At 62.5% G+C, this 21,213-nt stretch carries 22 protein-coding genes; 7 read left to right on the top strand and 15 right to left on the bottom strand.

All coding sequences use genetic code 11. From position 1 onward, the window contains the following. Positions 1-3 precede the first annotated feature (3 nt). The 8 genes from IGS61_RS08345 to leuS form a co-directional block, all read right to left on the bottom strand. The gene (locus tag IGS61_RS08345) at positions 4-1,284 is read right to left on the bottom strand and encodes a multidrug effflux MFS transporter (protein WP_230539154.1); all 1,281 of its coding nucleotides are present in this window, start codon (positions 1,282-1,284) and stop codon (positions 4-6) included. A gap of 74 nt (positions 1,285-1,358) precedes the next feature. After that, complete coding sequence (locus IGS61_RS08350) at positions 1,359-2,564, bottom strand: THUMP domain-containing class I SAM-dependent RNA methyltransferase (RefSeq protein WP_442908040.1); 1,206 nt, start codon at positions 2,562-2,564, stop codon at positions 1,359-1,361. A gap of 122 nt (positions 2,565-2,686) precedes the next feature. Further along, positions 2,687-3,301, bottom strand: coding sequence for a 2-hydroxychromene-2-carboxylate isomerase (locus IGS61_RS08355; RefSeq protein WP_230539155.1), 615 nt, complete (start codon positions 3,299-3,301; stop codon positions 2,687-2,689). A gap of 10 nt (positions 3,302-3,311) precedes the next feature. Further along, the gene (locus IGS61_RS08360; protein WP_076565768.1) at positions 3,312-3,749 is read right to left on the bottom strand and encodes a CopD family protein; all 438 of its coding nucleotides are present in this window, start codon (positions 3,747-3,749) and stop codon (positions 3,312-3,314) included. 84 nt (positions 3,750-3,833) lie between these two features. Further along, complete coding sequence (locus IGS61_RS08365; protein WP_230539156.1) at positions 3,834-5,105, bottom strand: glutamate-5-semialdehyde dehydrogenase; 1,272 nt, start codon at positions 5,103-5,105, stop codon at positions 3,834-3,836. A gap of 23 nt (positions 5,106-5,128) precedes the next feature. Then, complete coding sequence (holA, locus tag IGS61_RS08370) at positions 5,129-6,145, bottom strand: DNA polymerase III subunit delta (RefSeq protein ID WP_230539157.1); 1,017 nt, start codon at positions 6,143-6,145, stop codon at positions 5,129-5,131. 10 nt (positions 6,146-6,155) lie between these two features. Further along, positions 6,156-6,746 (bottom strand): LPS-assembly lipoprotein LptE, encoded by a 591-nt coding sequence (locus IGS61_RS08375; protein WP_230539158.1) that lies wholly within the window; start codon positions 6,744-6,746, stop codon positions 6,156-6,158. 2 nt (positions 6,747-6,748) lie between these two features. Then, positions 6,749-9,388, bottom strand: a complete 2,640-nt coding sequence (gene leuS, locus IGS61_RS08380) for a leucine--tRNA ligase (protein ID WP_230539159.1) — start codon at positions 9,386-9,388, stop codon at positions 6,749-6,751. 174 nt (positions 9,389-9,562) lie between these two features. Between leuS and IGS61_RS08385 the strand changes: the two genes are divergently transcribed. Both IGS61_RS08385 and IGS61_RS08390 read left to right on the top strand, forming a co-directional pair. Continuing rightward, complete coding sequence (locus tag IGS61_RS08385) at positions 9,563-10,327, top strand: DUF6597 domain-containing transcriptional factor (protein WP_230539160.1); 765 nt, start codon at positions 9,563-9,565, stop codon at positions 10,325-10,327. A gap of 41 nt (positions 10,328-10,368) precedes the next feature. Beyond that, positions 10,369-10,770 carry a VOC family protein gene (locus IGS61_RS08390; protein ID WP_230539161.1) on the top strand — a complete coding sequence of 134 codons (402 nt, stop codon included), beginning with the start codon at positions 10,369-10,371 and terminating at the stop codon, positions 10,768-10,770. 6 nt (positions 10,771-10,776) lie between these two features. Here IGS61_RS08390 and IGS61_RS08395 read toward each other — a convergent pair whose 3' ends face one another. Continuing rightward, positions 10,777-11,676, bottom strand: a complete 900-nt coding sequence (locus tag IGS61_RS08395; protein WP_230539162.1) for a LysR substrate-binding domain-containing protein — start codon at positions 11,674-11,676, stop codon at positions 10,777-10,779. Between the two features lie 161 nt (positions 11,677-11,837). Between IGS61_RS08395 and IGS61_RS08400 the strand changes: the two genes are divergently transcribed. Next, on the top strand, positions 11,838-13,016 hold the full coding sequence (locus IGS61_RS08400; protein ID WP_230539163.1) for an acyl-CoA dehydrogenase: 1,179 nt from the start codon (positions 11,838-11,840) through the stop codon (positions 13,014-13,016). Further along, entirely contained in the window at positions 13,016-14,263 is a 1,248-nt protein-coding gene (locus tag IGS61_RS08405) for a CaiB/BaiF CoA transferase family protein (RefSeq protein ID WP_230539164.1), read from the top strand. Before IGS61_RS08400 ends, IGS61_RS08405 begins: the two co-directional genes overlap by 1 nt. Positions 14,264-14,316: 53 nt before the next feature. On the opposite strand, the gene IGS61_RS08410 is transcribed toward IGS61_RS08405, so the two are convergent. From IGS61_RS08410 to IGS61_RS08420, 3 genes are read right to left on the bottom strand one after another with little or no spacing between them, the layout of a single operon-like run. After that, entirely contained in the window at positions 14,317-14,643 is a 327-nt protein-coding gene (locus IGS61_RS08410) for a barstar family protein (RefSeq protein ID WP_086144655.1), read from the bottom strand. 8 nt (positions 14,644-14,651) lie between these two features. Beyond that, positions 14,652-15,461: a 4-hydroxy-tetrahydrodipicolinate reductase gene (gene dapB / locus IGS61_RS08415; RefSeq protein WP_099374061.1), complete on the bottom strand. Its 810-nt coding sequence runs from the start codon at positions 15,459-15,461 to the stop codon at positions 14,652-14,654. Between the two features lie 19 nt (positions 15,462-15,480). Beyond that, positions 15,481-16,110 carry an outer membrane protein assembly factor BamE gene (locus IGS61_RS08420; protein ID WP_329958046.1) on the bottom strand — a complete coding sequence of 210 codons (630 nt, stop codon included), beginning with the start codon at positions 16,108-16,110 and terminating at the stop codon, positions 15,481-15,483. 195 nt (positions 16,111-16,305) lie between these two features. Between IGS61_RS08420 and fur the strand changes: the two genes are divergently transcribed. Then, positions 16,306-16,737, top strand: coding sequence for a ferric iron uptake transcriptional regulator (gene fur, locus IGS61_RS08425; protein WP_034745717.1), 432 nt, complete (start codon positions 16,306-16,308; stop codon positions 16,735-16,737). Between the two features lie 49 nt (positions 16,738-16,786). On the opposite strand, the gene hrcA is transcribed toward fur, so the two are convergent. Beyond that, positions 16,787-17,803 carry a heat-inducible transcriptional repressor HrcA gene (gene hrcA, locus IGS61_RS08430; RefSeq protein WP_230539166.1) on the bottom strand — a complete coding sequence of 339 codons (1,017 nt, stop codon included), beginning with the start codon at positions 17,801-17,803 and terminating at the stop codon, positions 16,787-16,789. A gap of 117 nt (positions 17,804-17,920) precedes the next feature. Continuing rightward, positions 17,921-18,646, bottom strand: coding sequence for an HAD family hydrolase (locus IGS61_RS08435; RefSeq protein ID WP_230539167.1), 726 nt, complete (start codon positions 18,644-18,646; stop codon positions 17,921-17,923). Positions 18,647-18,891: 245 nt separating this feature from the next. Between IGS61_RS08435 and IGS61_RS08440 the strand changes: the two genes are divergently transcribed. Together IGS61_RS08440 and IGS61_RS08445 are read left to right on the top strand one after the other, a co-directional pair. Beyond that, entirely contained in the window at positions 18,892-19,488 is a 597-nt protein-coding gene (locus IGS61_RS08440; protein ID WP_230539168.1) for a hypothetical protein, read from the top strand. 36 nt (positions 19,489-19,524) lie between these two features. Beyond that, positions 19,525-20,109: a hypothetical protein gene (locus IGS61_RS08445; RefSeq protein ID WP_230539169.1), complete on the top strand. Its 585-nt coding sequence runs from the start codon at positions 19,525-19,527 to the stop codon at positions 20,107-20,109. Between the two features lie 186 nt (positions 20,110-20,295). Here IGS61_RS08445 and mmsB read toward each other — a convergent pair whose 3' ends face one another. Next, positions 20,296-21,198 (bottom strand): 3-hydroxyisobutyrate dehydrogenase, encoded by a 903-nt coding sequence (gene mmsB, locus IGS61_RS08450; RefSeq protein ID WP_230539170.1) that lies wholly within the window; start codon positions 21,196-21,198, stop codon positions 20,296-20,298. Positions 21,199-21,213: the final 15 nt, after the last annotated feature.

The following is a 21,213-nucleotide window of genomic DNA, read 5'->3' on the forward strand; positions in this document are numbered from 1 at the left end:
AACTTATGCCTTGAAGGAACCCAACAAACGGTGGCGGAAGCGCCGCGATAGCAGCCACAGAGCCAGTGCCAGCCCCGTAAACGCCAGCTGCCCGGAGGCCAGCCACAGCACGGAACCGGACAGCAGCGGCGAAATCACGCCAGCCACCACGGCGCCCAGCAAGGTACTGGCAAACGACTGGCAGGAAGCGACGGTACCGCGGATATGCGGGAACAGATCGAGCGCCAGCAGGGTCGCGCCCGGCCCCACCAGGGACATGCCGAAGGTATAGAAAAACAGGGGCAGTACCGACCAGGGCAGCGACGGCGGCAAGAACAGGTGATACACGACATTGACGCAGGCGGCGCACAGCAGGAAGGCAAAACCGATGCCGATCTGGCGCGCGAAAGTGACCTTGCCGGCGATGCGGTTGGCCGCCGCGGCGCCCATGAAGATGCCGCTCACGCACGGGATGAACAGCCAGCCGAATTGCGATGGCCCCAGGCCCAGTTGCTTGGGCAGCATTTCCGGCGCGGCCGTGATGAACAGGAACAGGCCCGCGAAATTGAGGGCGACGATGCCGGCCTTGATGTGGAACAGGGGCGAGCGCAGGATCTGGCCATAGCTCGACGCCAGGAAGTGGGGATTGAAGGGCTGGCGCTTTTCCATCGGCAGGGTTTCGGGCAGGCGCCAGTAGCAGAACGCCAGCAGCACCACCGTGTAAAAGGCGAGGAACAGGAAGATCGAGCGCCAGTCGAACCAGATGACGATCCAGCCGCCCAGGATCGGCGCCACCGCCGGAGCGATGGAAAAGATCATCGTCACCAGCGACAGCAGCCGCGCCGCCGCCGCATCGGCATACAGGTCGCGGATGATGGCACGGCTGATCACCACGCCGGCGCCGGCCGAAACGCCCTGCATGATGCGGAAGAACCACAGGTAGTGCACCGTGTGCGCCGAGGCGCAGCCGAGCGAGCCGATAGCAAACATCAGCAGGGACACGAGAATGACGTTGCGCCGGCCGAAGGTGTCCGAGATCGCGCCATGCCACAGCACCATGCCGGCAAAGGCCAGCATGTAGAACGTCAGCGACTGCTGCACTTCCAGCGGCGACGCCTGCAGCGAACCCTGGATCGCGCCAAAGGCAGGCAGATAGGTGTCGATCGACAGGGGGCCGAGCATCGACAGGCCGGCCAGCATCATCGCCAGCGCACCGCGGCTCAAAGGCGCCATGTGACTGGGCGCGGGAGGCGGAACGGGCGTGACCGGATCGGGCGGCACATCGGCCGGAGGGGTGGGAAACATGGCGGATCCAAAGTGGCGCGCGGACCTGTATTGGTCCGCGCGCGGGGTTACTGCGGGGGTCTTGCAGTGAACGCTTACTGCTGTGGTTTAGGTTTCGCTTCTTCACGGCGGTTGTATCCCGCCACCATATCGAAGCGGAACAGACGGCATTCCAGCGCGCCGTTGAAGAATGGCGTCTTGCGCGCTTCCTTCAGACGCAGCAGCTTGGGCAAGCCCAGGTCGGCCGTGAACAGGAACACGGTCCAGCCAGCGAAGCGCTGCTTCAGGGTCGTGCCCATGGCCGAATAGAACGACGTCGACAATTCATCTTCCGGGATGGTGCTGTCGCCGCGCACGCCGATACGCTCGCCGTACGGCGGGTTGGTCAGCATGATGCCCGGCACGTCGCTTGGCGGCTTGACTTCCTGCGCCTCGATCTGTTTCAGCGGCACGTCGAAGCGCACGCCCGCGCAGCGCAGGTTATGGCGCGTCATGGCGACCATGTCACCCGAAATGTCGCTGCCGAAAATGGTCGGTTCGGCCGGCAGCGGATTGACCTTGATGGCGTTTTTCATGGCATTCCACGGCGCGGGATCGAAGTCGTGGAAGTTTTCGAACGCGAACTGGCGCGACGCGCCCGGCGGAATGCCCTGCAGCATCTGCGCCGCTTCGGCCAGGATGGTGCCGGAACCACACATGGGATCGAACAGCACCATGCCAGGCTTCCAGCCCGACACGCGCAGCAAGCCGGCGGCCAGGTTTTCGCGCAACGGCGCGTCGCCCGTCTCTTCACGCCAGCCGCGCTTGAACAGCGCTTCGCCCGAGGTATCGAGGTAGACGGTGAACGTGTGCGCGTCGAGGAAGCCGACGATGCGCATGTCCGGCGTCTTGGTGTTGACCGATGGACGCTCGTTGAACTGGTCGCGGAAGCGGTCGCAGATCGCGTCCTTGATTTTCAGTGTCGTGAATTCCAGGCTGCGCAGCGGCGATTTCACGGCCGTGACGTCGACGCGAATGGTGTGGTGCACGCCGAACCAGTCTTCCCAGGCTTGCGCCAGGGTCAGGTCATAAATGTCGTTTTCCGTCTTGTAGCCGGAATGGGCCATGCGCATCAGCACGCGCGAAGCGATGCGCGAATGCAGGTTGATGCGGTAGGAGTCCAGCAGGTCGCCCGAGCAATGCACGCCGCCCGGCACCTGGTTGTGGACCTTCATGGTCGCACTATCCTGGGCGATCTCGCCCAGTTCCTCGGCCAACGCCGCTTCCATGCCGCGCGGGCATGGGCAAAAATATGAAGCCATAATTAGGATACCTTTTATCCGTTGAAAAACACGTTCAATGAAAACCCAAAAAAAGGCCGGGGTCGTACCCTCAGGGTAAGCCCCCAGTTCTGCTCTTGGGGTTACTAACTACTCTCTAAAAACTACTTCTCCAGCGCCCGCTCGACAAAATCGAGCCTGTCCTGGCCCCAAAACCCTTCGCCATCGACGATGTACCACGGCGAGCCGAAGACGCTGGCGGCGGTAGCTGCCTCGGTGTTGGCATCGTATTCGGCCTGCACGCTGGCCGTCTCCGACGTTTTCAGCAACTGGCGGCCTTCGAAACCCGCGTCGAGGGCGATCTGCACCAGGGTTTCCTCGTCGCCGATGTTGCGCTCTTCGGCCCACAGGCCGCGCATGATGGCGTGCGCCAGATTCAGCGACGCTTCCACGCCGTGCGCCAGGCGCGTGGCGATGATCAGCTTGGCCGCCGCTTCCGGCGAGACGGGGAAGAACTTCGGCTGCAGATTCAAGGGCACTTGCAAAAAGGCCGACCAGCGCGCCAGCTCGGCCAGGCGATACGCCTGACGCTGCGGCGCGCGCTTGGCCAGCGGCAGGCCGCCCGAGACGCTGAAGACCTTGCCCAGGTCGAAGGGGCGCACGTCGATCTGTGCGCCCGTCTTAGCGGCGATGGCCATCAGGCGCGCATGCCCCAGGTAGGTCCATGGCGAGTGGGGAGCAAAGAAATATTGCACGACTTTGTTCTGGTTTGCACTCATCACGACTCCCTTAGAAAGGCTTGACCACGACCAGCACGACGACGGCCAGCAGCATCAGCACCGGCACTTCATTAAACCAGCGGAACCAGGTGTGGCTGCGCTTGTTGAGACCTTTTTCAAACTTGCGCAGGATGGAACCGCAGGCGTGGTGATAGCCGAGCAGCAGCACCACGAACGTCAGCTTGGCGTGCATCCAGCCCGGCATCTTCATGCGGCCCTCGCCTCCACCGTACAGCATCCACATCAATGCCAATCCCAGTACCATCGCCGGCAGCGCCAGCAGGGACATGAAGCGGTACAGCTTGCGCGCCATCAGCAGCAGGCGTTCGGTGGCCACCGTTTCCGTCTCCATCGCCAGGTTCACGAAGATGCGCGGCAAATAAAACAGGCCGGCAAACCAGGACATGACGAAGATGATGTGGAAGGCTTTGGTCCAGAGAAAGAGCATGGGATTCCCAGTGTCAGAGAGCTACAGAAATGAGAGCGCGGGCCGCCTTGTGGGCCGCCCGCGAAGACGTACTACCTACGATGCCTACTTGCGTACTTCGCCGTGGCCAAAGACCACGTACTTGAGCGAGGTCAGGCCTTCCAGTCCCACCGGACCACGCGCGTGCAGCTTGTCGTTCGAGATGCCAATCTCGGCCCCCAGGCCGTATTCGAAGCCGTCGGCGAAACGCGTCGACGCGTTCACCATCACCGAGGCGGAATCGACTTCGCGCAGGAAGCGCAGCGCATCGCTGTAGTCTTCCGTGATGATGGATTCCGTGTGCTTCGATGAGTACCGGTTGATGTGATCCATCGCTTCGTCAATGCCGTCGACCACTTTCACCGACAGGATCGCCGCCAGGTATTCGGTGGACCAGTCTTCCTCGGTGGCAGCTACCAGATGCGGATAAGCGGCGGCGGCCAGGATCGCATGGCTTTCCGGATCGGCGCGCAGTTCCACCTGTTTGGTCAGGTACAGTTCGGCCAGCTGCGGCAGCACGGTAGCGGCAATGGCGCGCGACACCAGCAAGGTTTCCATGGTGTTGCAGGTGCCGTAGCGGTGGCACTTCGCGTTGAAGCCGATATCGATCGCCTTCCGGATATCGGCCTTGGCATCGATGTAGACGTGGCAGATGCCATCGAGGTGCTTGATCATCGGCACGGTGGCCTCGGCCATCAGGCGTGCGATCAGGCCCTTGCCGCCGCGCGGCACGATGACGTCCACGTATTGCGGCATGGTGATGAGGGCGCCGACGGCGGCGCGGTCGGTGGTGTCGATCACTTGCACGGCATCGGCCGGAAGACCTGCTCCCAGCAAGCCCTCCGCCACCAGCTTGGCCAGCGCGCGGTTGCAATGAATCGCTTCCGAGCCGCCGCGCAAGATCGTCGCGTTGCCGCTCTTGATGCACAGGCCGGCCGCGTCCACCGTCACGTTCGGACGGGCTTCATAGATGATGCCGATGACGCCCAGCGGCACGCGCATCTGCCCCACCTGAATGCCCGTCGGGCGGAACTTCATGTTCGAGATTTCGCCGATCGGATCGGCCAGCGACACGATCTGCGTCAAGCCTTCGACCATGGTGGCAATGGCGGCATCGGACAGGGTCAGGCGGTCGAGCATGGCCGGCGCCAGGCCGGCGGCGGCCGCCGCATCGAGGTCGCGCTGGTTGGCCGCGCGCAGCAGATGGGCATCGCGCACGATGGCGGCGGCGATCAGGCTCAAGGCGCGGTTGCGCGTGGCGCTGTCGGCGCGCGCCATGGCGCGCGAAGCGGCGCGCGCGCGCGTGCCCACGTCCTGCATATATTCTGTGATGTCCATGCTCGTATCCATATAGTAAAAAACTAGCCTCGGGCGATCTTCAGGCCCAGCTGCAGCATGGCATCCCAGGCATCGCCCGCGTAACCCTTGGCCCGCAAGCCCTTGATCATCTTGTCCACCTGCGCCGCCTGCTGCAGCGCCGCTTCCAGCACGGGCAGCGAAATGCGCCGCAGGGCCGGTTCCATCATCCGCTCGCGCGGACCCCAGATGCGGTATTCCTTCAGCAACGCGCCCAATGGACGCCCTTGCGCCATGCCGGCCTTCAATTTTAACAGCGTGCGGATTTCCTCGGAGACGGCCCACAAGACCAGCGGCAGCGCCTCGCCCTCGCCTTTCAAGCCTTCGAGCATGCGCACCAGGCGCGCCGGGTCGCCGGCCAGCATGGCTTCGGACAGCTTGAAGACATCGTAGCGGGCCACGTTCAGCACCGCGTCCTGCACTTGTTCGTACGTCAGCTTGCCCGCCGCGTGCAGCAAGCCCAGTTTCTGGATTTCCTGGTGCGCCGCCAGCAAATTGCCCTCCACCCGTTCGGCGATGAAGTCGATGCTGGCACGCTCGGCGCTTTGCCCTTGCGCGGCCAGGCGCTGGGATATCCACGCCGGCAACTGCGCCCGCTCCACATTCGGAATCTCGATATACACGGCAGCCTGCTGCAGGCTGGCGACCCATGCCGCCTTCTGCGTGGCCCAGTCCAGCTTGGGCAAGGTGATCAGGGTCAGGTTGTCGGGACTGAGATTTTTCGCATAGCTTTGCAGCGCCGCGCCGCCATCCTTGCCCGGCTTGCCGGTGGGGATGCGCAGCTCGATCATTTTCCTGTCACCGAACAGCGACAGCTCCTGGTTCGCCGCCAGCAATTCGCCCCACTTGAAGCTGCGCTCCACCGTCAGCACGTCGCGCTCGGAATAACCCTGCGCGCGCGCCGCGCGGCGGATCTTGTCGGCCGCTTCCAGCGCCAGCAGGTGTTCATCGCTGGTGATCACATACAGCTGCGCCAGCGGCTTGGCCACATGCCCATCGAGCGCGTCTATCCGCAATTGCATGGCGTCCCCGTTACTGCTGCGGGGCTGCCGGCGCGACCGGCGCCACGGGCGCCACCGACATGGCCGGCAGCACCGGCTTGATGGCGGCCAGGCGGCGCATGATCTGCTGCACCAGGTCGTTGCGCATGTCGCGGTACAGCGCTGCTTCCTCAGTCTCCTTGGCCAGCACCTGCGACTCGTCGAAGGTGATCGGACGCACCAGATTGATGGTGGTCGGCGCCAGCAACTGGTTGCCGGCCTTGTCGACGACGCGGAAGTTGATCGAATAGCCGAGCTGGTATTCCTGCACGCGGCCATTTTTGTTCAGCGACAAAATGGTCTTGGTACGGTTCCTCTCCGGGTCGCTGAGCACTTCAAGCACGGCGTCGGCGCCATCCTTGGTGTTCACCACCTCCGTGCTGCCGATGGCGCGGATATAGCGCTTCAAGCCGATCGCCAGCGGCGACGTCTCGGGCAAGCCGATATACATCGTCGCGAACGGCAGCATGAAACTGCCGTTCGAACCGCGCAAGTGAAAGCCGCAAGCCGACAGCAGAACCGTCAGACCCAACGCCAGCATGGCGCGGCGGCCCAACAGCGATACGGAAGAGGAAGTCGTCATGATTACACCACGATGCTGATTAACTTGCCTGGCACGACGATGATCTTCTTCGGCGTGGTCTCGACATACTTCTGCACACTTTCGCACGCCAGCGCGGCCGCTTCGATGCTGGCCTTGTCCGCATCCTTGGACACCGTGATCGAGCCGCGCAGCTTGCCGTTCACCTGGATCATCATCTCGATCTCGGACTGCTCCAATGCGGCCGGGTCGACTTGCGGCCAGGCGACGTTGAGCAGGTCGCCGTGCACGCCAGCGTAACCCAGTTCCTGCCACAGCACGTGGGTGATGTGCGGCGCGACAGGGTTCAACAGGCGCAGGAAGATCGAGAAGCCTTCGGCGATCAACGCCTTCGACTGCGCGCTGTCGTCCAGCTTGGCCGACTCCAGCGTGTTGAGCATCTTCATGCAGGCCGACACCACGGTGTTGTACTGGATGCGTTTCAAGTCGTAATCGGCTTGCTGCAGCAGCTTGTGCAATTCGCGGCGCAGGTTTTTCTGCGCGTCGCCCGTGGCCGGTGCGGCAGCGCCAGCCAGTGCGGCCTGGATCGTGGCCGACTGGGCGTAGCCGAAGTTCCACACGCGGCGCAGGAAGCGGTTCGCGCCTTCGACGCCGCTGCCCGACCATTCCAGGGTCTGTTCCGGCGGCGAGGCGAACATGGTGAACAGGCGGGCCGTATCGGCGCCGTACTGCTCGATCTGCGCTTGCGGGTCGATACCGTTGTTCTTCGACTTCGACATTTTTTCCGTACCGCCGATTTCCACAGGCTGGCCGTCGGCCACCAGGATGGCGCTTTGCGGACGGCCCTTGTCGTCGAGCGACAGGCGCACGTCATCCGGGTTGAACCAGGTGGTCTTGCCCGCAGCGTCCTTGCGGAAGTACGTTTCATTCAGCACCATGCCCTGCGTCAGCAGGTTCACAAAAGGCTCGTCGAACTTGACCAGGCCGAAGTCGCGCATGATCTTGGTCCAGAAGCGCGCGTACAGCAAGTGCATGACGGCGTGTTCGATGCCGCCGATGTACTGGTCCATCGGCATCCAGTAATCGTTGCGCGCGTCGACCATGGCGTCGTTCGAGCCTGGCGAGGTATAGCGCATGTAGTACCACGACGAATCGACGAAGGTATCCATGGTGTCCGTCTCGCGGCGCGCCGGCTTGCCGCACTGCGGGCAGTCGCACTGCAAGAAGGCTTCGTATTTGTTCAGCGGATTGCCCGTGCCGTCCGGCACGCAGTCTTCCGGCAGCACTACCGGCAAGTCTTTTTCCGGCACCGGCACCACGCCGCAGTCGGCGCAGTGGATCATCGGGATCGGCGTGCCCCAGTAGCGCTGGCGCGAGATGCCCCAGTCGCGCAGGCGGAACGTGGTTTTCTTCTCGCCCAGGCCCAGTTCCGCCAGATCGGCGGCTACCGCATCGACGGCGGAAGCGAAATGCAGGCCGTCGTATTTGCCGGAGGCGACGCAGACGCCGTCCTTGCTGCCATACGATTCCTGCCAGGCGTCCGTCGAAAATTCCTGGCCCTTGACTTCGATCACTTGCTTGATCGGCAGATTGTATTTCTTGGCAAAGCCGAAATCGCGTTCATCGTGCGCCGGCACGCCCATCACGGCGCCGTCGCCGTAGGTGATCAGCACGTAGTTGCCGACCCAGACTTCCACTTGCGCGCCCGTCAGCGGATGCGTGACGAACAGGCCGGTCGGCATGCCCTTCTTCTCCATCGTCGCCATGTCCGCCTCGATGACGGAGCCGAGCTTGCATTCGGCATTGAAGGCGGCCAGCGCAGGATTGCCTTGCGCGGCGTGGATGGCCAGCGGGTGTTCGGCGGCAACGGCGCAGAAGGTCACGCCCATGACGGTGTCCGGACGGGTGGTAAATACATACAGCTTGCCGTCGCCGATCAGGGCGCCGTTCGCGTCCTTGATCTCATGCGGGAAGGCGAAACGCACGCCCGTCGACTTGCCGATCCAGTTGGTCTGCATGATGCGCACGCGCTCTGGCCAGCCCGGCAGCTTGTCGTCCACATACGCCAGCAACTCTTCCGCGTAATCCGTGATGCGCGCGTAGTACATGGGGATTTCGCGTTTTTCGATCAGCGCGCCGGAACGCCAGCCCTTGCCGTCGACGACTTGTTCGTTGGCCAGCACGGTCTGGTCGATCGGGTCCCAGTTCACGGTACCGGTCTTTTTGTAGATGATGCCTTTTTCCAGCATCTTGAGGAACATCCACTGGTTCCATTTGTAATATTCGGGCTTGCAGGCGGTCATTTCGCGCGACCAGTCGATGGCCAGGCCCATCGATTCCATCTGCTGCTTCATATGGGCGATGTTCGAATACGTCCATTGCGCGGGCGGCACGTTGTTGGCCATGGCCGCATTTTCCGCCGGCATGCCGAACGCATCCCAGCCCATCGGCATGAGCACGTTGTAGCCATTCATGCGCAGGTAGCGGTACATCACGTCATTGATCGTATAGTTGCGCACGTGACCCATGTGCAGCTTGCCCGAAGGGTAAGGCAGCATCGAGCAAGCAAAATACTTGCCTTTTGGGAAACGCGGGTCGTGTTCGACGGCTTTATAGGCGTCGATCGCCTTCCAGTGCGATTGGGCGGCTTGTTCGACGTCGGCGGGACTATATTTATCTTGCATAATGGATGTGCGACCAGCGTGGCCCGGCCAATAGTGGATATGAACCGAGCATTATACTGGTTGTCGCGGCCCGATAGCGCGGCGCCCAGGCGGCCCGGGCCGGCATATTTTTGCGAGCGCACAATTATGCTGTGTGATATATACACAATCTTGTTCTTTGCATCAAAGCCGGCCATGATCATCTACCAGGAAGTCGCCCCCATCCCCGCCCTGCGGCCGTGGCTGGACTGCGTCTGGATGTGCCGCGTGCAGACGGGCGCCACGCCCCTCACGCACCAGGTCTTGCCGGACAATTGCATCGACATCCTGTGCCAGGATCAGCAGGACGCCAACTTTGCCGTCGGCATGATGACGGCGCCGATTGCCGTCGTCAGCCGGGGCCTCGTGCAGACGGTGGCGGCCCGCTTCAAGCCGGGCGCGGCGGCGCGCTTCTTCCAGTTGCCCCTGTGCGAACTCAATGATGGACGTGCTGATCTGCGGCAGCTGTGGGGCCGCGACCTGGCGGCGCGCCTCGGTGACGCGCTGTGGAGCGACCCCTTGTCCAACGCGCAAAGAGTTTCCATTTTGCAAGATTACCTGCTGCTGCGCCTGCGCCAGGGACCGCCGCTGCGCCCGGCCGGCGTCGCCGAACATGCCATTGCCGCCATCGAAGGCGCGCACGGCATGCTGCGCGTGGATGGCCTGGCGCAGCAGCTGGGCGTGTCGCGCCAGCACCTGGCGCTGCAATTCCGGCGACAAGTCGGCATCAGCCCGAAGCTGTTTGCCCGCATCTGCCGTTTCCGGGCCGCCAGCGCTGGCTTGAAAAACCTGCCGCAGCAGCCGGACTGGGCGCAGGTGGCCTTGCAATACGGCTATTTCGACCAGTCGCATCTGATCCACGACTTCCAGGATTTCGCCCGCAGTTCACCCGAAGCGTGGCTGACGGGCCGGCGCGCGTGAGCACCTTCCATTTTTCCAATCGCGCGGCGCGTACCGGTGGCATGATGGCGTTATTCTTCATTCACCAGGAGCAGAACATGATCAAGGGCTTGCGCACCGTCACCTATCCCGTCCCCGACCTGGACCAGGCCAAGGCCTGGTATAGCCAGGTATTCAATGCCACGCCGTATTTCGACCAGCCGTTCTATGTCGGCTTTGCCATCGGCGGCTTCGAGCTGGGCTTGCTGCCGGGCGGCGAGCCGGGCACGCAGGGCAGCGTGACGTACTGGGGCGTGGACGGCATCGAGCAGGAAGTCGAACGCATCGTCGCGCTGGGCGCTACCTTGCACCATCCGATCACGGACGTGGGCGACGGCATCCGCACGGTGGAATTGCTCGATCCGTTCGGCAACCAGATCGGCCTGATCGACAATCCCCACTTCGATACGGCCAAGGTCCGTTAAGTTGCATTAAGCGGCGGCTTCGCCCTGCAGCCACAGCCGGAACTGCTGCAAGGCCAGCTTTTCATGCGCCGCCTCGGGCGTAATCAGGTAATATGCGCGCTGGCCGCGCAGTGGGCGCTCGCACACAATGCGCAGCTCGCCACGCGCCAGTTCCGCCTCGACCAGCATACGGGGCAGCAAGACCACTCCCTGTCCCTGCACGGCCGCCATGGCCAGCATGGAAAACAGTTCATAGCGGGCGCCGTAGCGCGCCCCTTCTCCTTCGACCTGCATGGCGTCAAACCACTGGCGCCAGGCGCCCGGGCGCGTACTTTGCTGCAACAACGTCAATGCCAGCATATCCTGCGGCTGCCAGACGCTGCGCGCCGCCAGCACACGGGGGCTGGCGACGGGCACGATTTCTTCATGCATGAGCAAGGTGGCGCGCGTGCCGGGCCAGCGCGCCAGCTGCTCGGGTGTGCCCGCGTACAGGGCGCCGTCGTATTCCGTATCGGCAAACATGAACGGCTTCGTATAGGCATCGATATGCACGACGATGTCGGGATGCAAGCCTGCCAGTGTCGATAGGCGCGGCATCAGCCAGCGCGTGGCAAACGTGGGCACCGAGGCCAGCTGCAGCGCCCCGCCGCCGCCCTGGCGCGCCATGGTGTCGAGCGTGTCGCGCTCCAGTCCATCGAGGCGGGCCGCGATCTGGCGTGCATACGCGGCGCCGGCGCTGGTCAGCAGCACGCCATGGCGCGTGCGCTGGAATAGTTGCACGCCAAGAAAGCTCTCCAACGATGAAATCTGGCGCGAGACGGCGCTTTGCGTCAGCGACAGTTCGCGCGCCGCATGCGTGTAGCTTTGGTGCCGCGCCGCCGCCTCGAAGCAATTTAGCGCTTGCAGCATGGGAATTTTTCGCGACATGGCATCTCAAAGGAAGGAAAAGAAACGCCAGTATGCCGCAAGATATGCGTCACACGCATGTCTGGGTGCGAATAAATCGTTTGCGCAAGGCTAGGCAAGAACCTACCATGAGCCATATTCAATCTTGCGCCGATCACCGGCGCTCACCTGCGAGGCCTGTGATGAGCAAAACCGTATTCGACTGGAATTCCCCCCTGCTGCTGGAAGAACAACTGACGGGCGACGAACGCGCCGTGCTGGAAGCGGCGCGCGACTATTGCCAGGGCAGCCTGGTGCCCAGGGTCCTCGAATCGTTCCGCCATGGCCGCACGGATGCGGCCATCTTCCGCGAAATGGGTGAACTGGGCTTGCTGGGCACCACCATTCCCGAAGAATACGGCGGCGCCGGCCTGAACTATGTTTGCTACGGACTGGCCGCGCGCGAAGTCGAGCGCGTCGATTCGGGCTACCGCTCGATGATGAGCGTGCAATCGTCGCTGGTGATGGTGCCGATCAATGCCTTCGGCAACGAAGAAACCAAACAGAAATACCTGCCGAAACTGGCGACGGGCGAATTCATCGGCTGCTTCGGCCTGACGGAACCGAACCACGGCTCCGACCCTGGCAGCATGGTCACGCGCGCACGCAAGGTGCCGGGCGGCTACAGTATCTCCGGCGCCAAGATGTGGATCACCAACAGCCCCATCGCCGACGTGTTCGTCGTCTGGGCCAAGGACGATGAAGGCGCGATCCGCGGTTTCGTGCTGGAAAAAGGCTGGAAAGGCCTGTCGGCGCCCGAGATCCACGGCAAGGTCGGCTTGCGCACCAGCATCACCGGTGAAATCGTCATGGATGAAGTATTTTGCCCGGAAGAAAACGCCTTCCCCGACGTGCGCGGCCTGAAAGGCCCGTTCACGTGCCTGAACAGCGCCCGCTACGGCATCGCCTGGGGCGCGCTGGGCGCGGCCGAGGACTGCTACCTGAAGGCGCGCCAGTACACGATGGACCGCCAGCAATTTGGCCGTCCGTTGGCCGCGAACCAGCTGGTGCAAAAGAAACTGGCGGATATGTTGACGGAAATCACCATGGGCTTGCAAGGCTGTTTGCGCCTGGGCCGCATGAAGGATGAGGGCTCGCCCGCCGTGGAGATCACCTCGATCATGAAACGCAACAGCTGCGGCAAGGCGCTGGACATCGCCCGCGTGGCGCGCGACATGATGGGCGGCAACGGCATTTCCGACGAGTTCGGCGTCATCCGCCACCTGGTCAACCTGGAAGTGGTCAACACCTACGAAGGCACGCACGATGTGCACGCGCTGATCATCGGCCGCGCCATCACCGGCATCGCCGCCTTCAACTAATGGACGCCTTGGCTTCCACCCTGCGGCCCGCGCCGTTGAGCGGCTTGCGCGTGCTGGACCTGTCGCGCGTGCTGGCCGGCCCGTGGGCCGGACAAATGCTGGCCGACCTCGGCGCCGACGTGGTCAAGGTCGAGCAGCCGGGTCGCGGCGACGACACGCGCTCCTGGGGTCCGCCGTATCTGAAGGACGAGGATGGCCGCGACACGGCCGAAGCCGCCTATTTCCAGTGCGCCAACCGCAACAAGCGCTCGCTGTGCATCGACCTGGCCGCGCCCGAAGGCCAGGCCCTGGTGCGCCAGCTGGCGGCCGAATCGGACGTGCTGCTGGAAAATTTCAAGCTCGATGGCTTGAAGCAATATGGCCTGGACTCTGCCAGCTTGCTGGCGCTCAACCCGCGCCTCGTGTACTGCTCCATCACGGGTTTCGGCCAGGATGGGCCGTACGCGGCGCGCGCCGGCTATGACTTTTTGATTCAGGGCATGGGCGGATTGATGAGCATTACGGGCGTGCCCGATGGCCAGCCGGGCGCCGGGCCGCAAAAAGTGGGCGTGGCGCAAACGGACATCCTGACGGGCTTGTACGCCACCATCGCCGTACAGGCGGCGCTGGCAGAACGCGAGCGCTCGGGCCTGGGCCAGCATATCGACCTGGCCTTGCTCGACGTGCAAGTGGCGGCCCTGGGCAACCAGGCCGCCAACTTCCTGTGCGGCGGCAAAGTGCCCCAGCGCATGGGCAATGCGCATCCGAACATTGTTCCGTATCAAGACTTTCCCACGGCCGATGGCGACATGATTCTGGCGATCGGCAATGACGGGCAATTCTCCCGCTTCTGCGCCGTCGCCGGCCACCCGGAATGGGCGCAGGACGAACGTTTCGCCACCAATCCGCAGCGCGTGGCGCACCGGGCGATCTTGATTCCCTTGATGCGCCAGACCACGGTCATGCGCACGACGGCCGAATGGATCAGCGCTTTCGAGGCGCAAGCCGTGCCGTGCGGCCCCGTCAACCGCATCGACCAGGTCTTTGCCGACCCGCAAGTGGTGGCGCGTGGCTTGAAAGTGGAAATGCCGCATCCGACGGCGGGGACTGTTGCGCTGGTGGCCAATCCCGTGCGCCTGTCCGGCTCGCCGGTGCAATACCGCTTGCCGCCGCCCTTGCTGGGGCAGCATACGAACGAGGTGCTGCAGCAGTGGCTGGGCCTCGATGGCAGCCAGATCGACGGTTTGCGCGAACGCAAGGTCGTCTAAACAAAAACGCCGGCCAGTTGCAAAACTGTCCGGCGTTCTTTATTTCTTCAGGATTACTTCAGCGTCAATTTCAACGCCGGCTTTTCGCCATAATCGTCATAGCGCTCATTGATGCCGGCGATACAGAACGTGATTTCTTCCAGTAAATCAGGCACTTGCGCCTTCATCGCGTCAGCATCCTGCACCACGATTTCCAGCACTTCGTTCGGCTTCAGGCGGAACTGCGTCATGTTTTCATCGTCGCGCAAGTAGCTGAGGCAATCGACCCAGGCATCCATGCTGTTGCCGTAGAACTCGGGGAAACCGAAGGCTTGCGCGCATTGCGCGTGAAAGCTCGCTGCGTCGGTGATATCTTTTCCATTCAGGATGGCAGTGGCCATGGTCTTCCTCAGTTCTTCAGCGACAGCACGTCCTGCATGTCGAACAGGCCCGTCGGCTTGTCTGCCAGGAAACGCGCGGCGCGCAGGGCGCCGTGGGCGTAAGTGACGCGGCTGCTCGACTTGTGGCTGATCTCGATGCGCTCGCCGATGCCGGCAAACAGCACCGTATGGTCGCCGACGATATCGCCGCCGCGGATGGTGGCAAAGCCGATGGTCGACGGGTCGCGTTCGCCCGTCACGCCTTCGCGGCCGTACACGGCGCATTCCTTCAGGTCGCGGCCCAGGGCGCCGGCCACCACTTCCCCCATTTGCAAGGCCGTGCCCGACGGCGCGTCGACCTTGAAGCGGTGATGCGCTTCGATGATTTCGATATCGTAGCCTTCGGACAGGCTTTTTGCGGCCAGTTCCAGCAGTTTCATGGTGACATTCACGCCCACGCTCATGTTCGGCGCGAACATAATGGCCGTCTTTTCGGCGGCGGCGGCAATGGCGGCCTTGCCCGCGTCATCGAAACCGGTGGTGCCGATGATCATCTTGATGCCGTGCTCGGCGCAGTAGGCCAGGTGCTGCAAAGTGCCTTCGGGGCGCGTGAAGTCGATCAGGTAATCGGCATTGGCCAGGCCGGTGGCCAGGTCGGATGCAATCAGCACGCCGGCAGGCTTGCCGAGGAAGGCGGCGGCATCCTGGCCGACGGACGGCGAGCCGGCGCGGTCGAGGGCGCCAGCCAGCACGGCGTCGGGCGCATTGCTGACCGCTTCGATCAGGATATGGCCCATGCGGCCGCTGGCGCCAGCGATGGCAATTTTCAGTTCAGTCATTTTATTCTCTTACAGCAACTTATTTGGTGGGTTCGGCGGCAGGCGCAGGTGCTGGCTCGGCGGCGGGCGCCGGTGCAACGTCAGGCTTGCTCACAGGAATGGCAGGGGCGGCATCGGCCGGCACGGGCACGGCGCTCGGCGCCACGGGCGATGGCACGGCGGCGGCAGGCACGTCGGCCTTGGCAACCTTGGCGAATGGCGACGGGCCGGCGATGCGGTCGATGTATTCTTTCTCGGTCGGCAAGTTGCCGCCTTCGAAACGTTCAACCTTGCCATCCTTGCCGAAGTACACGACCACGCGGCTGCTGGTGGTTTCGCCACTGCCCCGGGCCAGGCGGAATGGATAATCCCAGCGGTCGGCATGGAAGATATCGGTCAACAGCGAGGTGCCGAGGACGAAGCGCACCTGGTCGCGCGTCATGCCCACTTTCAACTGGGCCAGCATCTCTTCGGAGACAAAGTTGCCTTGCTGAATGTCAGGACGATACGGCGAGAAAAACCACATGAATTTCTGCAGCGGCGTAATGGTGGTCGTCTGCGCGCCTTTTTCAGGAACGACTTCCTTGCCCTCTTTCTGGGTGATGGCTGGCTTTTCGCCCAGGATGCCACGGCTGGCGCAGCCAGACGCCATCAGCGCGACACAGACCATGCCTGCCACGACTGGTGCTCGAAATGAAATACGGTGCCAGAGAGATGGCAATACAGCCGGTGTTACGCGCATAAATGACCTCAATTGGATGAACAAAACGCCAGGAGTGACCGGCCCGCCAAAAAATGCATATTTTGGCACTCCCCGACAAAACGCTATATGATAAAGCACCTGACCCACATACGAGCAACAAACATGAGTAACAATCCTAGTGATCTCAAGGCAAGCGGCCTGAAAGCCACCCTGCCACGGCTGAAGATACTCGATATCTTCCAGAGTAGCCCGGTACGCCACCTGACCGCGGAAGACGTCTACAAGATTCTGCTGGCCGACAATATGGATGTCGGCTTGGCAACTGTCTACCGCGTCCTCACGCAATTCGAACAGGCAGGCTTGCTCAACCGCAACCATTTTGAAACCGGCAAGGCGATTTTCGAACTCAACGAAGGCTCCCACCACGACCACCTGGTATGCCTGGACTGCGGCCGGGTCGAAGAATTCTTCGACGAAGAAATCGAAATCCGCCAGCAAAAAGTGGCCGAAGAGCGCGGCTTCAAGATCGCCGAACACGCCTTGGCGATCTACGGCAACTGCACCAAGACGGCTTGCCCGCACAAAACCGCCTGACGTCTGACACATTCTCCGCCGGCCGCTCCCACGGGGCGGCTTAGCTGCATCAATGCTGGCTGAGTGCGCTCGACAGTAATTTAGCGGTGATGTCGACAATCGGAATGACCCGCTCGTAAGCCATGCGGGTCGGTCCGATCACTCCCAGCGTCCCCACGATCTTGCCGTTGACTTCATACGGCGCCGTCACCACGCTCATTTCATCCATCGGCACCAGGTTCGATTCGCCGCCGATGAAAATCTGCACGCCCGTCGCCTTGCTCGACACGTCGAGCAACTGCATCAAGCCCGTTTTTTGCTCGAACATGTCGAACATCTGGCGCAGCGAATGCATATTCGATGACAGATCGCTCACGCTGAGCAAGTTGCGCTCGCCGGAAATGACCATGTCGTCGCTATGGTCGGCCATCGCTTCGCTGCCCGCCTCCACTGCCGCCTGCATCAGGCTGCCCATATCGTCGCGCAACTGGCGCAATTCGCCCTGCAGGCGCACGCGCACGGCGTCGAAGGACAGGCCGCCATAATTCTGGTTGATGTAATTGGCCGATTGCACCAGTTGCGCGGGCGTATAGTCGGCTTCCGTCAGCAACAACCGGTTCTGCACGTCGCCGCCCGGGGCGACGATGACGAGCAGGATGCGTTTTTCCGACAGGCGCAGGAATTCGATTTGCTGGAATACGGATTCGCGGCGCGGGCTGAGCACGACACCGGCAAACTGCGACAGCGACGACAGCATCTGCGCCGCGTTGGCGATGGTCTTTTGCGGTTGCGGCGTCTGCAGGCGCATGCGCGATTCCACCACGTGCTCGTCCAGGTGCCGGACGGTCAGCAAGGTATCGACAAAGATGCGGTAGCCGCGCGGCGTCGGGATGCGTCCGGCCGAGGTGTGCGGACTGGAGACATAACCAAGCTCTTCCAGGTCGGCCATGATGTTGCGGATCGTGGCCGGCGACAGGTCGAGGCCGGAAATTTTCGACAAGGCGCGCGAACCGACCGGCAGGCCGTCGGCGATATATCGCTCGACCAGGGCTTTCAGCAGTGTTTGGGCACGTGTATCGAGTTGCATGGTGTTTTAGGTAAGCAAATATTCTTTAGATAAGCATATTGTTAAGCAAGCGGCAACGAAAGCGGCCGAACGTGCGGCAACAGCGCCTATTATGCACGTTCGCCCGGCCAGCGGCGATCAATCTTCCAGTTGCCCCTGCAGCCACAGCAGCAATTCATCAAAGTTGGCGCAGATGGCGTCGGGCTGCACGCCGGCGGCCAGATGGGCGTCGCTGCCCTTGCGGTTCATCCAGACGGCACGCATGCCCGCCCCTTGCGCTCCCGTCACATCGAAATACAGGTCGTCGCCCACGTACACGGCTTCATGCGGCGCCACGCCCAGCGCGGCGCAGCCGGCCAGGAAGATGCTGGCGTCGGGCTTGGCCACGCCGAAATCGCTGGCGGCGATAGAGACTTTAAAATGCTGCGCCAAACCGATAATTTCAAGGTCCGCGTTGCCATTCGAGATCGAGCCGACCAGCATGCGCTGGCGCATCCAGGCCAGGCCAGGCAAGACGTCCTCATATGGCTGGACGCGGTTGCGCGCGGCCAGGAATTGCAGGATGGCCCCGTCGACCAGGGCGGCATCCTCGCCGGCGGCCTCGAAGGCGGCCAGCAGGCCGGCGCGGCGCAACTCGATCAGGTTGCCATGGAAATGCGGTTGCTCGTTGAGCATGGCCAGGCGGTGCTGGCGCAGCATCTCGCTGGAGAACTGCTGCGCCACCTTGGGCGCATGCGCGGCCAGCCAGTCGTGCAACAGGATTTCGGCGGCGGCAATCACGGGCGCGATGGGCCACAAGGTATCGTCGAGGTCGAACAGGATGGCCTTGGGCGGCACGGCGGTTTTTACAGGGGCAAGGGACATGGGACTCACAATGGGATGCTGCGTCACGGTGCGCAGGGTGTAGCTATTGTCGCACCGATCGCCGCCGCCGGCATGGCTGCGCCCCCGTGAAATGGGGCCGGGCCAACGCTTCCGGGCGAAAAATTGTTACAGGGTGATACAAGGCAAGGTCATCCAGCTTGCCAGATAGACTAAAATAGGCGCCATTCCAATGCGGCGCCAGCGTCCGCGTTGCGCTACCCAACCTAATTCGTTTTGGAGAATGTATGAAAAATTTGTACCTGCGCTCGATGCTGGCGGCGGCTTGCGCCGTCACACTGGCAGCCTGCGGCGGCAGCGGCGGCAACCTGTATCTGCAAGGCACAGTGAGCGACCTGGCCAAGAACGGCCTGATTCTCGTGAATGACGGGGAACGCTTGGCAATCCCCGCGGGTCAGGGCCAGTTTGTTTTCACCAAGCTGCTCAAGACCGATGACCGCTACGACATCACCATCGCGGAACAGCCCAAGGGCGCCGTTTGCACCATTGCCAATGGCGTCGGCAAGGCATCGAGCTATTCCGTGAGCACGGCAGTCGTAAGCTGCAAGACCAACTCCTACCCGCTGAAAGGCGCCATCACGGGCTTGAGCGCCGACGGCTTGCGCCTGGTAATGGGCCCCAACGGCATCAGCCCACTGACTGGCGCCACCACCTACGAATTCAGCGTTAATGACGGCGCCGCATATGGTATTTCCATACTGACTCAGCCAACTGGCCTGACGTGCCGCTTCCAGGGTTCAAAGAGTGCCGACGCCAGCGATACGGTCGGCACGATGGGTTCTGCCGCCACGACCGCGGCCACACTTGACTGCACGCCGCAGTAATCCTTGCGATCCGTCACCTATTTTTTGGAGAATTACATGAAGTTATCCTGCTTGCGCCCACTGGCCGCACTGCTGCTGACCCTGGGACTGGCCGCTTGCGGCGGCAAGGCCTCGTACGATGTCAGCGGCACGATCTCCGGCTTGAACAATGAAGGACTGATCCTGGCCAATGGCGGCGAGGACCTCTCGATTGAAGCCGGCAAGACCTCGTTTACCTTTAAAAAGCGCATCGACTACGGCACCGAGTACAACATCACCTTCAAGCAACAACCGGCCCACATGACTTGCGGCATCAGCGGTGGTTCCGGGTCGGCTGGTCATTACATCAATATCAGCGCCGCTGTTACTTGCTCGCAAAACCGATATACCGTGGGCGGCACGATTTCCGGCCTGACCGTTGAGGGCCTGGTGCTGATTAACGGCAGTACGACAACAACGGTGGCCAAGGACGCCACGACCTTTACCATGAACGGCTCCGTCGCCTATGGCGAGACCTATGGCATCAGCGTCTCCGAAACCCAGCCTAAGGGGCTGAAGTGCGACCTGGTGCCAGGTACAGAAAAAGGCACCATGGGCGAAGCGAATGTGACGACGGTGAAGATCGTCTGCAATCCGGCCTAAGTTGCGGCAACGGTAGCCGCTGCGCGGCTACCGGGAAGAGATATCATGGAAATCTATAGTTGATATTCCAAAGATAAATTGGAGTTATATGTGGCGATGCAGCATAATGCATCTGTCTCCTCCAACTCTTCCAAGAATTGGATTTAGCCCGCTTTTACCAGCGGGCTTTTTTTTGCCCAGAATTCCTCAAACGGGTTTATTCAAGCCCGGCTGCAGCATCTGCACGATGCTGGAGAAATCCTGCTGCGCATAGCCGGCTTGCGCATGCATCTGGTACAGCTGCCGCACCAGCCCGCCCAGGGGCGTGGGCGCATTCGCCGACAAGGCAGACTGCTGCGCCAGGCCCAGATCCTTCAGCATCAGCGCCGTGCCGAAGCCGCCTGTGTAATTGCGCGACGCGGGCGTGCCATCCATGACACCGGGCCACGGGTTATACACTTCCAGGGTCCAGTTGCGGCCCGAGCTCTTGGCCATGATGTCGGACAACACTTTCGGATCGAGGCCATGCGCCACGCCCAGGTTCAGCGCCTCGGCCGTGCCCGCCATCAGAATGCCCAGCAGCATGTTGTTGCAAATCTTCGCCACCTGGCCCGCGCCCGCCTCGCCCGCATGGAAGATATTCTTGCCCATCTTTTCCAGCAGGGGCCGCGCCTGCTGCAAGGCCGCTTCGCTGCCGCCGACGATGAAGGTCAGGGTGCCGGCCGCCGCGCCCGCCGTGCCGCCCGAGACGGGCGCATCGATCATGGCAAAGCCGCGCTCGCTGGCCGCCTGCGCCACCTGGCGCGCCACGTCGGCGGCGATGGTGCTGCAATCGATGAACAGGGCGCCCGGCTTGGCCGAGTCCAGCACGCCGCCGGCCGCCAGGTACAGTTCCTGCACGTGCTTGTTGGCTGGCAGCATGGTGATGACCGCGTCCGCCGTCTGCACGGCCGCGCTGGCGGATGCGGCCGCCGTGGCGCCTGCCTCGACCAGCGACGCCACGGCCGCCGGCGCCAGGTCGAACACGGACACGTGGAAGCCGGCGGCCACCAGGTTGCGGGCCATCGGCGCGCCCATGTTGCCCAAGCCGATAAAAGCGATATGTTGCATGGTAAAAATCTCCTG

This window comes from Janthinobacterium sp. FW305-129, assembly GCF_020858115.1.
In the GTDB taxonomy this organism is placed as follows: Bacteria; Pseudomonadota; Gammaproteobacteria; order Burkholderiales; family Burkholderiaceae_D; genus Janthinobacterium.